Below are 13,033 nucleotides of genomic sequence, written 5' to 3'. Positions count from 1 at the left end.
AAAAAAGGCGTGGCGGTCGCCCGCCACGCCTTCCTGCGCGCCCGCGCGCCAGATCAGGCCCGGACGTCGGCCCTGGCGAGGTGCCTGGCCAGGAACGCTTCCATCGCCTCGTAGAAGTCGAAGCGGTTTTCCTCGTTGTGGAAGCCGTGCCCTTCGTTTTCCTTGAGCAGGTAGGCCACGTCCACGCCGCGCTTGCGCAGCGCCTCCACGATCTGGTCGCTCTCGGCCTGCTTGACGCGCGGGTCGTTGGCGCCCTGGGCCACCAGCAGCGGCGTGCGGATGCGGTCGGCGAAGAACACCGGCGAGGCATCGTGCATGGCCTTGCGGTCGTTCTCGTCGTTGGGGTTGCCGATCATCTCGTAGAGCATGTCGAGCATCGGCTTCCAGTAGGCGGGAATGGTCTCGAGCAGCGTGAACAGGTTCGACACGCCCACGTAGTCGATGGCCGCGGCGTAGCGCTCGGGCGTGAAGGCCACGCCCGCGAGCACCGCATAGCCGCCGTAGCTGCCGCCGTAGATGGCCACGCGGCGCGGATCGGCGATGCCCTGCGCGACGAGCCAGTCGACGCCGTCGTCGATGTCGTTCTGCATGGTCCGGCCCCATTGCTTGAAGCTGGCTTCCCAGAACTTGCGCCCGTAGCCGGTGGAGCCGCGGAAGTTGACCTGCAGCACGGCGTAGCCGCGGTTGGCCAGCAACTGCACTTCGGGGTTGAAGCCCCACACGTCGCGCGTCCACGGGCCGCCGTGCGGGTTGACCACCAGCGGCAGGTTCCGCGCCTCGGCGCCCGGCGGCAGCGTCAGGTAGCCGTGCAGTTGCAGGCCGTCGCGCGAGGTGAAGCCGACCGGCTGCATCGGCGCCATGTCGGCCTCGTCGAGCCACGGCAGGATCTGGCCCAGCGACACCAGCTTGCCGGTGTTGCTGTCGTACAGGTAGCGCGTGCCGGTGGTGCGGTCGCTCGACGCGGACACGATCATGCGGGTCTCGTCGCGCGTGATGCTGGTGACGTGGTGCTCGTAGCCGGGCAGCTGGCGCTCGAGGTCGGCGTGGATCCGCTCGCTGCGCGCGTCGAAGAAATGGCGGCGCGTCTTCCAGTCGGTGTACCAGGCGGCGGTGAGCACGCGGCGGTGGCGCGAGTAGCCGAGGCCGCCGACGTCGACCTCGCCGTGCTCGAACACCAGCTTGCCTTCCTGCGCGGTGCGCGGGTCGAACTCGAAGATGGCGAGCTTGTCGCGGCCGCGGTTCGACTGCACGTAGAGCTGCGCGTCGTCGAAGGTGAAGAACAGCGGCGCGACCGTCTCGCGGAAATCCGTGGTGAGGATGGGGCGGAACGGCTCGTCCTCGGTGTCGCGGTAGAGCAGGGTGGTGTTGACGCCGTCGCTGGCGGTGGCCACGCGCAGGCGCCCGGCGTGGTCGGTGCCCCAGCTCATCACGTTGCCGGGATTCTCGGCGATCTGCACGGACTCGCCGGTCGCGACGTCCACGCGCAGCACGTCGAAGACCTGCGGGTCGCGCTTGTTGTGGGACAGCAGGATGTGGCGGTCGTCGTCCTCGAGGTCGTCCACGATCTCCGCGCGCACGCCGGGATACGGCGTCAGGTCGACCGGCTCGCCGCCGTCGACCGGCACCGACAGCACGTGGAAATTCTCGTCGCCGCCGAAGTCCTTGATGTAGAGGATGTGGGCGTTGCCCTTCCAGGTGTGGAAGGGCAGGTCGCGCTCGGTCTCGGCGGTCAGCGGGCGCGCTTCGCCGAGCAGGTTGCCGTCGGCGTCGATGGCCTGCACGAAGACGTTCTGGCGGCCCTGGTGGCGCGCCAGGAAGGAAAGATGGCGCCCGTCCGGCGAGATCGAGAACTGGGAGCGGTCCGGCTTGCGGAACAGCTCGCGCACCGTGTAGTGCCTGGGTGTCTTTGCGTTGCTCTGGTTCAAGGCTGGCTCCTGGATGGGTTCGGGGTGGCCCGCGGCGCGCTCACTCGGCGCGTTGCGCCGCGGGCACGCGGTCGCGCGGGGCGGCCGGGGCGGATGGCGCTGATGGCGCGGCGGCCGCATCGGGCGCGGGCGGCGGTGGCTGGTCCTGGTCTTCCTGGTCCTGCGTGGCCTCGCGGCGTTCGATCTCCTCGCGCGTGGAGGTGGACAGGTCCCAGCTGGCGATGAACAGCGCGGCGATCAGCGGGCCGATGACGAAGCCGTTCAGGCCGAACAGCGCCATGCCGCCCAGCGTGGAGATCAGCACCACCCAGTCGGGCATGCGGGTGTCCTTGCCGACCAGGATCGGGCGCAGCACATTGTCCACCGTGCCGATCACCAGCACGCAGAAGCCGATCAGGACCGCGCCCTTGCCGACCTCGCCGGTGAGCAGGAAGTAGATCGCCACCGGCCCCCAGATCAGCGCCGCGCCGACCGCCGGCAGCAGCGAGAGGAAGGCCATCAGCACGCCCCACAGCAGCGAGCCCTGGATGCCGAGGAACCAGAAGATCAGCCCGCCGAGCGCGCCCTGCACGGCGGCCACCACGATGTTGCCCTTGACGGTGGCGCGCGCCACCGTGGTGAACTTGCGCAGCAGGTGCTGCTTGTGCGGCTCGCTCAGCGGAATGGCCTGCACGATGCGGCGCGAGATCTCCGCGCCGTCGCGCAGCAGGAAGAACAGCAGGTACAGCATCACGCCGAAGCTGACCACGAACTGGAACGTGTTCTGGCCGATGCTCAGCGCCTGCGTGGCGATCAGCTGGCTGCCCTGCGCGGCGCCGGCGGTGAGCTTGGCCTGCACGCCGGCGATGTCGGCCATGCCGAAGCGGTCCAGCACCCGGTTCACGGACGGCGGCAGCGCGTGCACGGCCTGCTGGAAGTAGGCGCCGAAGTTGAGCTGCCCGGTCTTGATCTGCTGGTAGACCGTGCTGACCTCCTGGGCCAGCGCGCCGGTCACGAAGATCAGCGGCAGCACCACGATCAGCAGGCACAGCGTCAGCGTGGCCAGCGCGGCGAGGTTGCGGCGCCCGCCCATGCGGCGCGTGAGCCAGTTGTTGGGCGGCGTGAAGATGATGGCGAGGATGGCGCCCCAGAACACGGCGCCGAAGAACGGCCACAGCACGAAGCAGAATGCGATCGAGACTGCGGCCAGCAGCAGGTAGAACGCCTTCTGCTGCATGTCTGCTGGTTGGGTCATGGCGCTGTCACCTTGCGTGGAAAATCCCCCGGGGGGCACGGGATTATCCCGTCCCGGCATGACAACTCGCCGGGGACGCCGGTCCGGGCGCGCCGACCGGCAGGCCGGTGGTGGCCGGGGCCGGGGCGGGTGGCTATCGGTTATCGGCGGCAGGCTGCGGACTAGCGTACCAGCGGATCGCGAAAGCCGGTGTCGGCGGCGCCGGGGGCGCCGGCCGGCCGGGTGTCGCCGGCGGTACCTTTCTGCCAGGTATCGTAGGCCCAGTAGCCGGCCGCGGCGAGGCCGCCGAGCTTGGCCAGCTTCCAGCCCCAGCGCAGCACCGGGGTCTTGCGCAGCAGGGGCAGCGCCAGGGAAATCGTGGAACTGAGGACCGGGTAGTCGCGCGCCAGGCCCAGCAGCTTGAGCAAGGAGGCGGGCTGCGCCACGCGCGGCAGCCAGCTGCCGAGGCGGCCGAAGCGCGCCGCGCTGCCGCGCACCTGGTGCAGCGCCTGGGCGCAGTCATAGCGCTCCAGCGCGGCGCGCGTGATCAGTAGTTCCTTGCGGATCGCCAGCGGCAGGCGCACTTCGCGCGAATAGCGCACCGGGCGCGGATGCGCGCGCGGCTGGCCGGCGTCGCGGGCCGCGGCGGTGTCGGCGCGCTCGTTGGCGCGCTCGGCCGGTGCGTCGCTGGGGTTGGACGGCGTGCTCATCGGCGCAGGATCTCCCGGTCTTTGTCGATCTCGGCCAGGGTGGCCTCGAACAGGGGCGGGGCATGCCGCACGAGGTGGCGCGCCAGCGCCAGGCAGACCGCGCACGCGGCGAGGTAGAACAGGACCAGCGCGCCCAGCGCCTGCCAGCGGTAGGTGTCCCAGAACACGATGGCGATCAGCACGGTCAGCGTGACCAGGGACAGGCCGAAGAACACCAGCCCGAAGCAGGCCAGCAAGGCCATCTTCATCAGGCGCGATCGTTCTTCCGCGAGTTCGACGCTGGCGAGTTCGAGGCGCGTCTGCACCATCGCCACCAGCGATCCTGCCAGGCTGCGCAGGGCGTCCATGAACTTGGGAGAGGAGGTCGGGTCGCTCATGCAATTCCGGCAAGGGCGTGCAGCACGGGGCTGCACCGGTTGCGGACGGGAGCCGGGCCGGCGGAACATGCCGCCGGAGGGCGTTTGCCCCGCATGTTGCCGCGCGCTGCGCAATGCGTGGGCGCAATACGGCTAACGCGGGGCACTCGTTCCTGGCGCCGGGCCATCAGGCCCGGCGGGTCGCATGGTTCAGGATTACTTGCGGTTGAGCAGCAGGCCGACCAGCAGGCCGACGCCGGCCGCCACGCCGACGGCGCGCCACGGGTGATCGTGCACGTAGTCGTCGGTGGCGCGCGCGGCCGCCTTGCTCTTGGTGACGACGGCGTCCTGGAGGTCCTGCGCCTTTTCCTTGGCCTGCTTCAGCAGGCCCATGCCGCGCTCGCGCAGTTCGGCAGCTTTCTCGCCGGTGGTCGAGGCCGCTTGCTTAAGCAGTTCTTCGGCATCGGACAAAACGGTCTTGACATCGCTCATCAGTTTCTCCTGTTTGCGGGCGGTGGTTTCGGATTGTGACATTTTGCCTTCCTCGCACGGTGTCGGGCAGCCTTCTCGCCCTCTTTCTTAGCATATGCGGGGAGCCGCCGTGGTTTCAACACCACGGGTCCGACAAGTTATGTAGGACGCTGACTTGAGACAAAAGTCCTTAAGATGAAAAGGTGATTTTGTAGTGACTTTATATTTGTTTGGGTTGGATCGCAATCGGACTAAACTGGTTCAACCCCAATTTCTCGCGGAAGGAGACAGAGATGGCACTACGTCTAGGCGATATTGCGCCGGATTTCGAGCAGGACTCCAGCGACGGCCCGATCCGCTTCCATGAATGGCTGGGCGACAGCTGGGGCGTGCTGTTCTCGCATCCGGCGGACTTCACGCCGGTCTGCACCACCGAGCTGGGGCTGACCGCCAAGCTCAAGGGCGATTTCGCCAAGCGCAACGTCAAGGTCATCGCGCTGTCGGTCGACCCGGTCGAATCGCATCGCGAGTGGATCAAGGACATCAACGAAACGCAGGGCACCACGGTCAACTTCCCCATCATCGCCGATGGCGACCGCAAGGTCTCGCAGCTCTACGACATGATCCATCCCAACGCGAACGAGACCCTGACGGTGCGTTCGCTGTTCGTGATCGACCCGAAGAAGAAGGTGCGCCTCATCATCACCTACCCGGCCAGCACCGGGCGCAATTTCAACGAGATCCTGCGCGTGATCGACTCGCTGCAGCTCACCGACAACCACAGCGTCGCCACGCCGGGCAACTGGCAGGACGGCGAGGACGTGGTGATCGTGCCTTCGCTGAAGGACGAGGAAGTGATCAAGCAGAAATTCCCGAAGGGCTACAAGGCCGTGCGGCCTTACCTTCGCCTGACGCCGCAGCCCAATCGCTAGGGGCCCGGCGGCAGGCCGGCCGGGCGCGTGGCGCCGGCCGGCGTGTCACGGTGTTGTAACACGATGGGCTCGCCCGTCGTCTCTCCTTGGTAGTGTGCTTGGCCCGGCTTCGCAGCCGGGCCTTTTTGCTTCTTGCCCTTGGATTTCGGAGACGGGGCGGGCGCAGGCTTCAGTAGAAGGCCTGGATGCCGGTCTGGGCGCGGCCCAGGATCAGCGCGTGGATGTCGTGGGTGCCTTCGTAGGTGTTGACCACTTCGAGGTTGACCACGTGGCGGATCACGCCGAACTCGTCCGAGATGCCGTTGCCGCCGAGCATGTCGCGCGCCACGCGGGCGATGTCGAGCGACTTGCCGCACGAATTGCGCTTCATGATCGAGGTGATTTCCACCGCGGCGGTGCCTTCGTCCTTCATGCGGCCCAGGCGCAGGCAGCCTTGCAGGCCCAGCGTGATCTCGGTCTGCATGTCGGCCAGCTTCTTCTGCACGAGCTGGTTGGCGGCCAGCGGGCGGCCGAACTGCTGGCGGTCCAGCGTGTACTGGCGCGCGGTGTGCCAGCAGAACTCGGCGGCGCCGAGCGCCCCCCAGGCGATGCCGTAGCGGGCCGAGTTCAGGCAGGTGAACGGACCCTTGAGGCCGGACACGCCGGGCATCAGGTTGTCTTCCGGCACGAACACCTGGTCCATGACGATCTCGCCGGTGATCGAGGTGCGCAGGCCGACCTTGCCGTGGATCGCGGGCGCCGACAGGCCCTTCCAGCCCTTTTCCAGGATGAAGCCGCGGATGGCTTCCTTGCCGTCGTCGCCGGCCAGCTTGCCCCACACCACGAACACGTCGGCGATCGGCGAGTTGGTGATCCACATCTTGGCGCCGCTCAGTTCATAGCCGCCCGCCACCTTCCTGGCGCGCGTGACCATCGAGCCCGGGTCCGAGCCGTGGTTCGGCTCGGTCAGGCCGAAGCAGCCGATCCACTCGCCGGTGGCGAGCTTGGGCAGGTACTTCTGCTTCTGCGCTTCGCTGCCGAATTCGTAGATCGGCACCATCACCAGCGAGGACTGCACGCTCATCATCGAGCGGTAGCCCGAATCCACCCGTTCCACTTCGCGCGCGATCAGGCCGTAGGACACGTAGTTCAGTCCCGGGCCGCCGTATTGCTCGGGAATGGTCGGGCCCAGCAGGCCGAGCTCGCCCATTTCGCGGAAGATCTCGACGTCGGTCTTCTCGTTGCGGAACGATTGCAGCACGCGCGGCGCGAGCTTGTCCTGGCAATAGGCCTGGGCGGCGTCGCGCACCATGCGCTCGTCGTCGCTCAGTTGCTGGTCCAGCAGCAGCGGGTCGGCCCAGTTGAATTCGGCGTTGGCAGCCATGTAGGTCTCCTTCGGTAGTGCAGTGCGTTGTGCGGGTTCGTGCAGGGGTTTGCGGGCGCCGGCGGGATGGCGCGGCGGATCGGGCCGGGCGGTCTCGCGGGTGGCCTGGGGTCAGCAGGCCTCAACAAAAGCATCGGCGCATTCCGCGGTCTGCGGTGACTTTCGTGACTTTCGCCGCGACTTTTTAGTTCCGCATTGCGGAACTTTGTTCCGATGATGTAGTATAGCGCAATGCGCGGTCCGTGCAATAGCCGGAATCGGCATGACCGTGGCGGCCCCTTCCGTTGCGGCCGCGGCACCTTCCCATTCCACCAGCCGGAGCGCTCTCTTGGCCACCGAACCGCAAGCCTTGCCCGCCACGCAGCAGGCGGATGCCGCCGGCCCCGCGCCGCGCGAGAGCGATCCCAACTTCGTCGCCGCGCTGGCGCGCGGCCTGGAGCTGCTGCGCTGTTTCCGCACCGGCGAAGCGATGCTGGGCAACCAGGACTTCGTGCGCCGCACCGGTTTTCCCAAGGCGACCGTGAGCCGGCTGGCCGGCACGCTGGTGCAGCTCGGCTACCTGCGCTACGACGACAGCCTGGGCAAGTACGCGCTCGACGCCGGCGTGCTGGCGCTCGGTTATGCGTACCTGTCGGCGTCCGGCGTGGTGGCGCTGGCGCGGCCGCACATGCTGGCGTTCGCGCAGTCCTACGGGGTCTCGGTCTCGCTCGGCAAGCGCGAGCGCATGGAGGTGATCTACCTGGAGTCGATCCGCAACGATGCCGGCGTGATGCTCGGGCTGGGCGTGGGCTCGCGCCTGTCGCTGGTGTCGAGCTCGATGGGGCGCGCCTACCTGGCGGCGCTGCCGGCGGCGCGGCGCGAGCGCGTGCTGGCGGAATTCGCGCAGGCTTTCCCGGAGCAATGGAAGACGCAGGAAGGGCCGACGCGCGCGGCACTGGCGCAGGCCGCGGGGCAGGGCTACGCGGCCTCGTTCCGCGACTGGCACCCGGCCATCCACGCCTGCGCGGTGGCGTTCCGGCCGGTGGGGGAGAAGGAGCTGCACATGCTGAGCTGCAGCGCCTCCTACGGTTCCGTGGAAGAGGCCGTGTTCCACGACAAGCTGGCGCCGGCCCTGCGCGCGCTGGCCGCGCGGCTGTCGGACCCGGCGCCCTGAGCGCGCGTCAGAGGTCGGTGCGCAGCTTCCACAGCTCGGGGAACAGCACCACGTCGAGCATCTTGCGCAGGTAGCTCACGCCCTCGGTGCCGCCGGTGCCGCGCTTGAAGCCGATCACGCGCTCCACCGTGGTGACATGGCGGAAGCGCCATTGGCGGAACGCATCCTCCAGGTCGACGAACTTCTCGCCCAGTTCGTACAGTTCCCAGTGCGCGCCGGGCTGGCGGTAGACCTCCAGCCACGCCGCCTCCACCGAGGCGTTCTCGCCGGCCGGGCGGGTCCAGTCGCGCTCGATGCAGCCCGCGTCGATGACGAAGCCGCGCCGCGCCATCAGGCGGATCGCCTCGTCGTACAGCGACGGCGTGCGCAGCGCCGCCTCTACCAGCGCGAGGTGCTCGGGCCGGTGCGCATGCGGGCGCAGCATGGCGGCGTTCTTGTTGCCGAGGATGAACTCGATCTCGCGGTACTGGTAGGACTGGAAACCCGACGACATGCCGAGATACGGGCGCATCGCCGAGTATTCCGGCGGCGTCATGGTGGCCAGCACGTTCCACGCCTGCACCAGCTGCTCCATGATGCGCGACACGCGCGTGAGCATCTTGAAGGCCGGCGGCAACTGGTCGCCGCGCACGCACTCGCGCGCCGCGCGCAGCTCGTGCAGCGCCAGCTTCATCCACAGCTCGCTGGTCTGGTGCTGCACGATGAACAGCATCTCGTTGTGCTCGGGCGAGAGCGGATGCTGGGCGGTGAGGATCTGGTCCAGCGCCAGGTAGTCGCCGTAGCTCATGTCCCCGGCGAAGTCCATCTGCGCATCGTGCCAGGCGGCCTCGCCGCCCGCCGCCGCGGCATTCGTGGCGTTGGCGGCGTTCGTGGCATCGCCAGGCCCCGACATCGGGCATCCCTTGTTGGCGCTCATGTCGTTCTCCTCCTCAAGTCACCAGGCCGCGCGCCTGGTGGCGGGCTTCCTTGTAGCTGCCGCTGTCGAGCACGTCGCGCAGCACCTCCACCGCGTCCCACACGTCGGCGAAGCCGATGTACAGCGGCGTGAAGCCGAAGCGCGCGATGCGCGGCTCGCGGTAGTCGCCGATCACGCCGCGCTCGATCAGTGCCTGCACCAGCGCGAAGCCGTCGGGATGGGCGAAGCTGACGTGGCTGCCGCGGCGCGCGTGCGCGCGCGGCGTGGCCAGCTCGAGCGGATGGTGGCCGCAGCGCTGCTCGACCAGCGCGATGAACAGGTCGGTCAGCAGCAGCGACTTGGCGCGCAGCGCCTGCATGTCGGTCCGGGCGAAGAGGTCCAGGCCGCATTCGACCATCGCCAGCGAAGTCACCGGCTGGGTGCCGCACAGGAAGCGGCCCACGCCCGCGCGCGGGCGGTAGCCCGGCTCCATCGCGAACGGCGCGGCGTGGCCCCACCAGCCCGACAGCGGCTGCCAGAACGCATCGCGCAGCGCCGGCGCGACCCACAGGAAGGCCGGCGAGCCGGGGCCGCCGTTGAGGTATTTGTAGGTGCAGCCCACCGCGTAGTCCGCGCCCGACGCCGTCAGTGCCACCGGCACCGCGCCGGCCGAATGGGCCAGGTCCCACACCGTGAGCGCGCCGCGCGCGTGCGCCATCGCGGTCACGGCGGCCATGTCCAGCATCTCGCCGCTCTTGTAGTTCACGTGGGTCAGCATCAGCACCGCGGTGTCGGCGCCGACCGCTGCGTCGATCTCCTGCGGCGCGTCGACCAGGCGCAGCGAATAGCCTTGCTGCAGCAGGTCGGCCAGGCCCTGCGCGATGTACAGATCGGTGGGGAAATTGCTGGCTTCCGAGACGATGACCTTGCGCCGCGGGTCGCGCGCCTGCTGCACGCGCAGCGCCGCGGCCAGGACCTTGAACAGGTTGATCGAGGTGGTGTCCGTCACCACCACTTCGTCTTCGCCGGCGCCGATCAGCGGCGCGAGCTTGTTGCCCAGGCGCTGCGGCAGGTCGAACCAGCCGGCGGTGTTCCAACTGCGGATCAGGCCATGCCCCCATTCCTCGCTCACCACCTCGGCGGCGCGCGCGGCGGCGCTGCGCGGGCGCGCGCCCAGCGAGTTGCCGTCGAGATAGATCACGCCTTCGGGCAGCGCGAACTGGTCGCGCAGCGGGCGCAGCGGGTCCTGCCGGTCGAGTGCGAGGCATTGCTCGCGGCTTGGTGCGGTCATGGGAGCTTCCTGGAGAAAAAACGGATTCGGTGGGCCTGCGCGTCAGGCCAGGCTGCGCAGCACGGCGCGCACCGGGCTGGCGTCGAGCCCGGCCAGGCGCAGCGGCAGCGCGATCAGTTCGTAGTCGCCGGCGGCGACGGCATCGAGCACCAGCCCTTCGAGGATGGCCAGCCGGTGCCGGCGCACCATGCGGTGCGCCTCCATCGTCTTGGATTCCTGCGGGTCCAGCGAGGGCGTGTCGATGCCGACCAGCATCACGCCGTGGGCGGCCAGCAGCGCGATGGTCGCGGGCGCCACCGCGCAGAACGCCGGGTCCCACCGCGCCAGCGGCGCGGCCTGGTAGGTGCGCAGCAGCACGCGCGGCGGCGTGCCGGCCAGCGCGTGTTCGACGTGGCGCGGCTCGACCAGCGGCGCGGCGCCCAGGCAATGGATCACGCGGCACGGGCCGAGGTAGGGCGCGAGGTCGACCGCGCCGATGGGCGCGCCGTCGGCGGCGTAGTGCAGCGGCGCGTCGGCATGCGCGCCGGTGTGCGGCGACAGCGTGATGCGGCCCACGTTGACCGGGCAGTGCGCGTCCATCTGCCACGCGCGCTCCTGCCGGAACGGCGTGTCGCCGGGCCACACGGGGGTGTCGGGCGACAGCGGCGGGCTGATGTCCCAGAGCTGGCGCTCGGGCGTGGCGGTGGCGGCGGGGCGGTTCGTCATTGGCGGGGCGGGCGAGTGGCGCCGGGGTCCGGCGCTCCTTGGCTCGGCGAGGAGCGGATGACGGCATGATAGTCAATATCCCAGGCAAGAGGCTTGCTAAATACCCCGGGTATCGACCTCGGATTCGCATAGAATTTCACCGAATACGAGAATGTGGAAAGAATCTGCGAAATGAACCTGGACCCTACCGATCTGCGCATCCTGGCCTGCCTCCAGGAGAACGGGCGCATCAGCAACCAGGATCTGGCCGACCGCGTGGCGCTGTCGCCGTCGGCGTGCCTGCGCCGCGTGCGGCTGCTGGAGGAAAGCGGCGTGATCGGCGGCTACCGCGCGTGGTTCGACGCCGAGCAGCTCGGGCTGGAGATCGAGGCCATCGTGCAGGTGTCGATGCGGCACGACGTGGAGGGCTGGCACGATACCTTCAACGCGGCGGTGCAGGCGTGGCCCGAGGTGGTGTCGGCCTACATCATCACCGGCGACAGCAACTACATCCTCAAGGTGCAGGCGCGCAACCTCAAGCACTACTCGGATTTCATCGTCAACCGGCTGTACCGCACGCCGGGCGTGATGGACATCCGCTCCAACATCGTGCTGCAGAAGATCAAGACCGACGGTTCGCCGCTGGCGGTGATCAAGGGCGCGCCGGGCGCTTGAGCGTTGCCTGCGCGCCGCGTGCGCGTTGTCTGGGCGCCGCCTCGCGCGGCGCGTGCAGCGCGATCAGGCGGCGCAGCGCGTCCTTGAGCTGGTCGGCCTGCGCCGGGCCGAAATCGTCGAGCATCCGGCGCTCGTGCCCCGCCGCCTGCGCGAGCAGGGCGCGCGCGCAGGCCCGGCCGCGCGCGGTGATGGAAACCAGCGCGTGGCGGCGGTCGCGCGCGCCGTTGCGGCGCGCGACCAGCCCGCCGGCCTCCATGCGGCCGATCAGCTTGGTCAGGGTGGGCTGCTTGGCGAGGGTGAGATCGGCCAGCGCGCCGATGGTGCATTCGGGCCGGTCGGCCAGCGCGGCCAGCACGCGCCATGCGGGGATCGAGAGGCCGGCGGCCTCCACCTGCCGGTGGAACTCGTCCGCCATCAGGTGGCTCGCGCGCGCCAGCAGGTAGGGCAGGTAGCCGTCGACGAAGGCGCCCGCCGGCGGTGGCGGCGGTGGCGGCGGAGATGGCTGCGGTTGCGTCATGGCGCGCGCCCGGCGCCTCAGTCGGCGAGCGGGCGGGTGGTGCCGAAACGGCCGTCGTGGAACACCAGCGGGCCGCCGGCGAGGCCGTGCACGCCGCAGCGCTCGACCTCGCCCACGAAGATCACGTGGTCGCCTTCGTCGTAGCGGCTGCGGTTGTGGCATTCGAACCAGGCCAGCGCATCGGCCAGGATCGGCAGGCCGGTCTCGGACAGGCGGTAGTCCACGCCGGCGAAGCGGTCGCCCTTGAGCGTGGCGAAGCGCTGGCACAGGTCCAGCTGCGAGTCCGACAGCACATTGATGATGTAGTGCGAGCCGTCGCGGAACATCGGCAGGCTGTTGGCGCGCGTGGCCATGCTCCACAGCACCAGCGGCGGATCGAGCGAAACCGAGTTGAACGAGCTGGCGGTGATGCCGACGAACGGCGCGCCCGGCGGCGAGCCGGGGCCCGCGCGCGTGGTGATGACCGTCACGCCGGTGGCGAACTGGGACAGCGTGCGCCGGAAGTGCAGCGTGTCGAAATCGGGAGAGGCAGCCTTGCCGACGGTGCGCGGCGTGGCTTCAGGCATGCCCATAGCGCGGGCTCCACTTGAATCCATGAAATTTCATATATTATTTGCGCCGGCGACGAGAAGCACAAGTACAAGCTAAGGCGTCCGGCGCGGCGCATCGGTGGGCTGGCGCACCAAGGCGGCGGCGTGCCCCCGGACCCGGCGCCCTGCCGGCCGGACAGGCCGTGGGGATTGTAGCGGAGTCCCAATCCCGACCCGCCAGTGTGGCGTTGTCCGGGCCGGCGCCGCTGCCTAGCCGGGAACACGGACACATGACGGGAAACGCATGACCGCGGCCAC

The 13,033-nt window shown here is 69.2% G+C and carries 14 protein-coding genes; 3 read left to right on the top strand and 11 right to left on the bottom strand.

The window, feature by feature from the left end; translation table 11 throughout:
- Positions 1–53: 53 nt before the first annotated feature.
- From ACWTPI_RS15070 to ACWTPI_RS15050, 5 genes are all read right to left on the bottom strand, one after another.
- Complete coding sequence (locus ACWTPI_RS15070; RefSeq protein ID WP_454732034.1) at positions 54–1,925, bottom strand: alpha/beta fold hydrolase; 1,872 nt, start codon at positions 1,923–1,925, stop codon at positions 54–56.
- A 40-nt stretch (positions 1,926–1,965) separates the two neighbouring features.
- Positions 1,966–3,141 carry an AI-2E family transporter gene (locus tag ACWTPI_RS15065; RefSeq protein WP_059411273.1) on the bottom strand — a complete coding sequence of 392 codons (1,176 nt, stop codon included), beginning with the start codon at positions 3,139–3,141 and terminating at the stop codon, positions 1,966–1,968.
- Positions 3,142–3,320: 179 nt separating this feature from the next.
- The gene (locus ACWTPI_RS15060) at positions 3,321–3,848 is read right to left on the bottom strand and encodes a DUF3318 domain-containing protein (protein WP_454732033.1); all 528 of its coding nucleotides are present in this window, start codon (positions 3,846–3,848) and stop codon (positions 3,321–3,323) included.
- Positions 3,845–4,225 carry a phage holin family protein gene (locus ACWTPI_RS15055; RefSeq protein WP_020204615.1) on the bottom strand — a complete coding sequence of 127 codons (381 nt, stop codon included), beginning with the start codon at positions 4,223–4,225 and terminating at the stop codon, positions 3,845–3,847. Before ACWTPI_RS15055 ends, ACWTPI_RS15060 begins: the two co-directional genes overlap by 4 nt.
- A 195-nt stretch (positions 4,226–4,420) precedes the next feature.
- Positions 4,421–4,738, bottom strand: a complete 318-nt coding sequence (locus ACWTPI_RS15050; RefSeq protein ID WP_369796917.1) for a DUF883 family protein — start codon at positions 4,736–4,738, stop codon at positions 4,421–4,423.
- A gap of 230 nt (positions 4,739–4,968) precedes the next feature.
- Here ACWTPI_RS15050 and ACWTPI_RS15045 point away from each other — a divergent pair, with 230 nt between their 5' ends.
- A complete protein-coding gene (locus tag ACWTPI_RS15045) occupies positions 4,969–5,607 on the top strand; it encodes a peroxiredoxin (protein WP_020204613.1) in 639 nt (212 codons plus the stop codon).
- A 169-nt stretch (positions 5,608–5,776) separates the two neighbouring features.
- On the opposite strand, the gene ACWTPI_RS15040 is transcribed toward ACWTPI_RS15045, so the two are convergent.
- Positions 5,777–6,970: an acyl-CoA dehydrogenase gene (locus ACWTPI_RS15040; RefSeq protein WP_020204612.1), complete on the bottom strand. Its 1,194-nt coding sequence runs from the start codon at positions 6,968–6,970 to the stop codon at positions 5,777–5,779.
- 349 nt (positions 6,971–7,319) lie between these two features.
- On the opposite strand from ACWTPI_RS15040, the gene ACWTPI_RS15035 reads away from it, so the two are divergent.
- Positions 7,320–8,123: an IclR family transcriptional regulator gene (locus ACWTPI_RS15035; RefSeq protein WP_029043939.1), complete on the top strand. Its 804-nt coding sequence runs from the start codon at positions 7,320–7,322 to the stop codon at positions 8,121–8,123.
- Between the two features lie 7 nt (positions 8,124–8,130).
- Here the strand turns inward: ACWTPI_RS15035 and kynA are convergent, their stop codons facing one another.
- Genes kynA through kynB form a run of 3 tightly spaced genes read right to left on the bottom strand, consistent with a single transcriptional unit; the run spans position 8,131 to position 11,014 of the window.
- Entirely contained in the window at positions 8,131–9,039 is a 909-nt protein-coding gene (kynA, locus tag ACWTPI_RS15030) for a tryptophan 2,3-dioxygenase (protein WP_454732032.1), read from the bottom strand.
- 13 nt (positions 9,040–9,052) lie between these two features.
- Complete coding sequence (gene kynU / locus ACWTPI_RS15025) at positions 9,053–10,309, bottom strand: kynureninase (RefSeq protein ID WP_020204609.1); 1,257 nt, start codon at positions 10,307–10,309, stop codon at positions 9,053–9,055.
- A gap of 42 nt (positions 10,310–10,351) precedes the next feature.
- Positions 10,352–11,014: an arylformamidase gene (gene kynB / locus ACWTPI_RS15020; protein WP_059411277.1), complete on the bottom strand. Its 663-nt coding sequence runs from the start codon at positions 11,012–11,014 to the stop codon at positions 10,352–10,354.
- Between the two features lie 171 nt (positions 11,015–11,185).
- On the opposite strand from kynB, the gene ACWTPI_RS15015 reads away from it, so the two are divergent.
- The gene (locus ACWTPI_RS15015; RefSeq protein ID WP_020204607.1) at positions 11,186–11,668 is read left to right on the top strand and encodes an Lrp/AsnC family transcriptional regulator; all 483 of its coding nucleotides are present in this window, start codon (positions 11,186–11,188) and stop codon (positions 11,666–11,668) included.
- On the opposite strand, the gene ACWTPI_RS15010 is transcribed toward ACWTPI_RS15015, so the two are convergent.
- Positions 11,646–12,185 carry a MarR family winged helix-turn-helix transcriptional regulator gene (locus ACWTPI_RS15010; RefSeq protein WP_454732031.1) on the bottom strand — a complete coding sequence of 180 codons (540 nt, stop codon included), beginning with the start codon at positions 12,183–12,185 and terminating at the stop codon, positions 11,646–11,648. The two genes, ACWTPI_RS15015 and ACWTPI_RS15010, sit on opposite strands and share 23 nt — an antisense overlap.
- Positions 12,186–12,202: 17 nt before the next feature.
- Complete coding sequence (locus ACWTPI_RS15005; RefSeq protein ID WP_020204605.1) at positions 12,203–12,757, bottom strand: flavin reductase family protein; 555 nt, start codon at positions 12,755–12,757, stop codon at positions 12,203–12,205.
- Between the last annotated feature and the right edge of the window lie 276 nt (positions 12,758–13,033).

Source organism: Cupriavidus ulmosensis, assembly GCF_977008105.1.
This window is presented reverse-complemented; position numbering and strand designations above follow the sequence as displayed.

Coding starts and splice junctions, on each gene's coding strand:
- kynA (WP_454732032.1), bottom strand. CDS start 9,039: ATGAGCGCCAACAAGGGATGCCCGATGTCGGGGCCTGGCGATGCCACG.
- ACWTPI_RS15065 (WP_059411273.1), bottom strand. CDS start 3,141: ATGCAGCAGAAGGCGTTCTACCTGCTGCTGGCCGCAGTCTCGATCGCA.
- ACWTPI_RS15015 (WP_020204607.1), top strand. CDS start 11,186: ATGAACCTGGACCCTACCGATCTGCGCATCCTGGCCTGCCTCCAGGAG.
- kynU (WP_020204609.1), bottom strand. CDS start 10,309: ATGACCGCACCAAGCCGCGAGCAATGCCTCGCACTCGACCGGCAGGAC.
- ACWTPI_RS15050 (WP_369796917.1), bottom strand. CDS start 4,738: ATGTCACAATCCGAAACCACCGCCCGCAAACAGGAGAAACTGATGAGC.
- ACWTPI_RS15060 (WP_454732033.1), bottom strand. CDS start 3,848: ATGAGCACGCCGTCCAACCCCAGCGACGCACCGGCCGAGCGCGCCAAC.
- ACWTPI_RS15040 (WP_020204612.1), bottom strand. CDS start 6,970: ATGGCTGCCAACGCCGAATTCAACTGGGCCGACCCGCTGCTGCTGGAC.
- kynB (WP_059411277.1), bottom strand. CDS start 11,014: ATGACGAACCGCCCCGCCGCCACCGCCACGCCCGAGCGCCAGCTCTGG.
- ACWTPI_RS15045 (WP_020204613.1), top strand. CDS start 4,969: ATGGCACTACGTCTAGGCGATATTGCGCCGGATTTCGAGCAGGACTCC.
- ACWTPI_RS15055 (WP_020204615.1), bottom strand. CDS start 4,225: ATGAGCGACCCGACCTCCTCTCCCAAGTTCATGGACGCCCTGCGCAGC.
- ACWTPI_RS15005 (WP_020204605.1), bottom strand. CDS start 12,757: ATGGGCATGCCTGAAGCCACGCCGCGCACCGTCGGCAAGGCTGCCTCT.
- ACWTPI_RS15010 (WP_454732031.1), bottom strand. CDS start 12,185: ATGACGCAACCGCAGCCATCTCCGCCGCCACCGCCGCCACCGCCGGCG.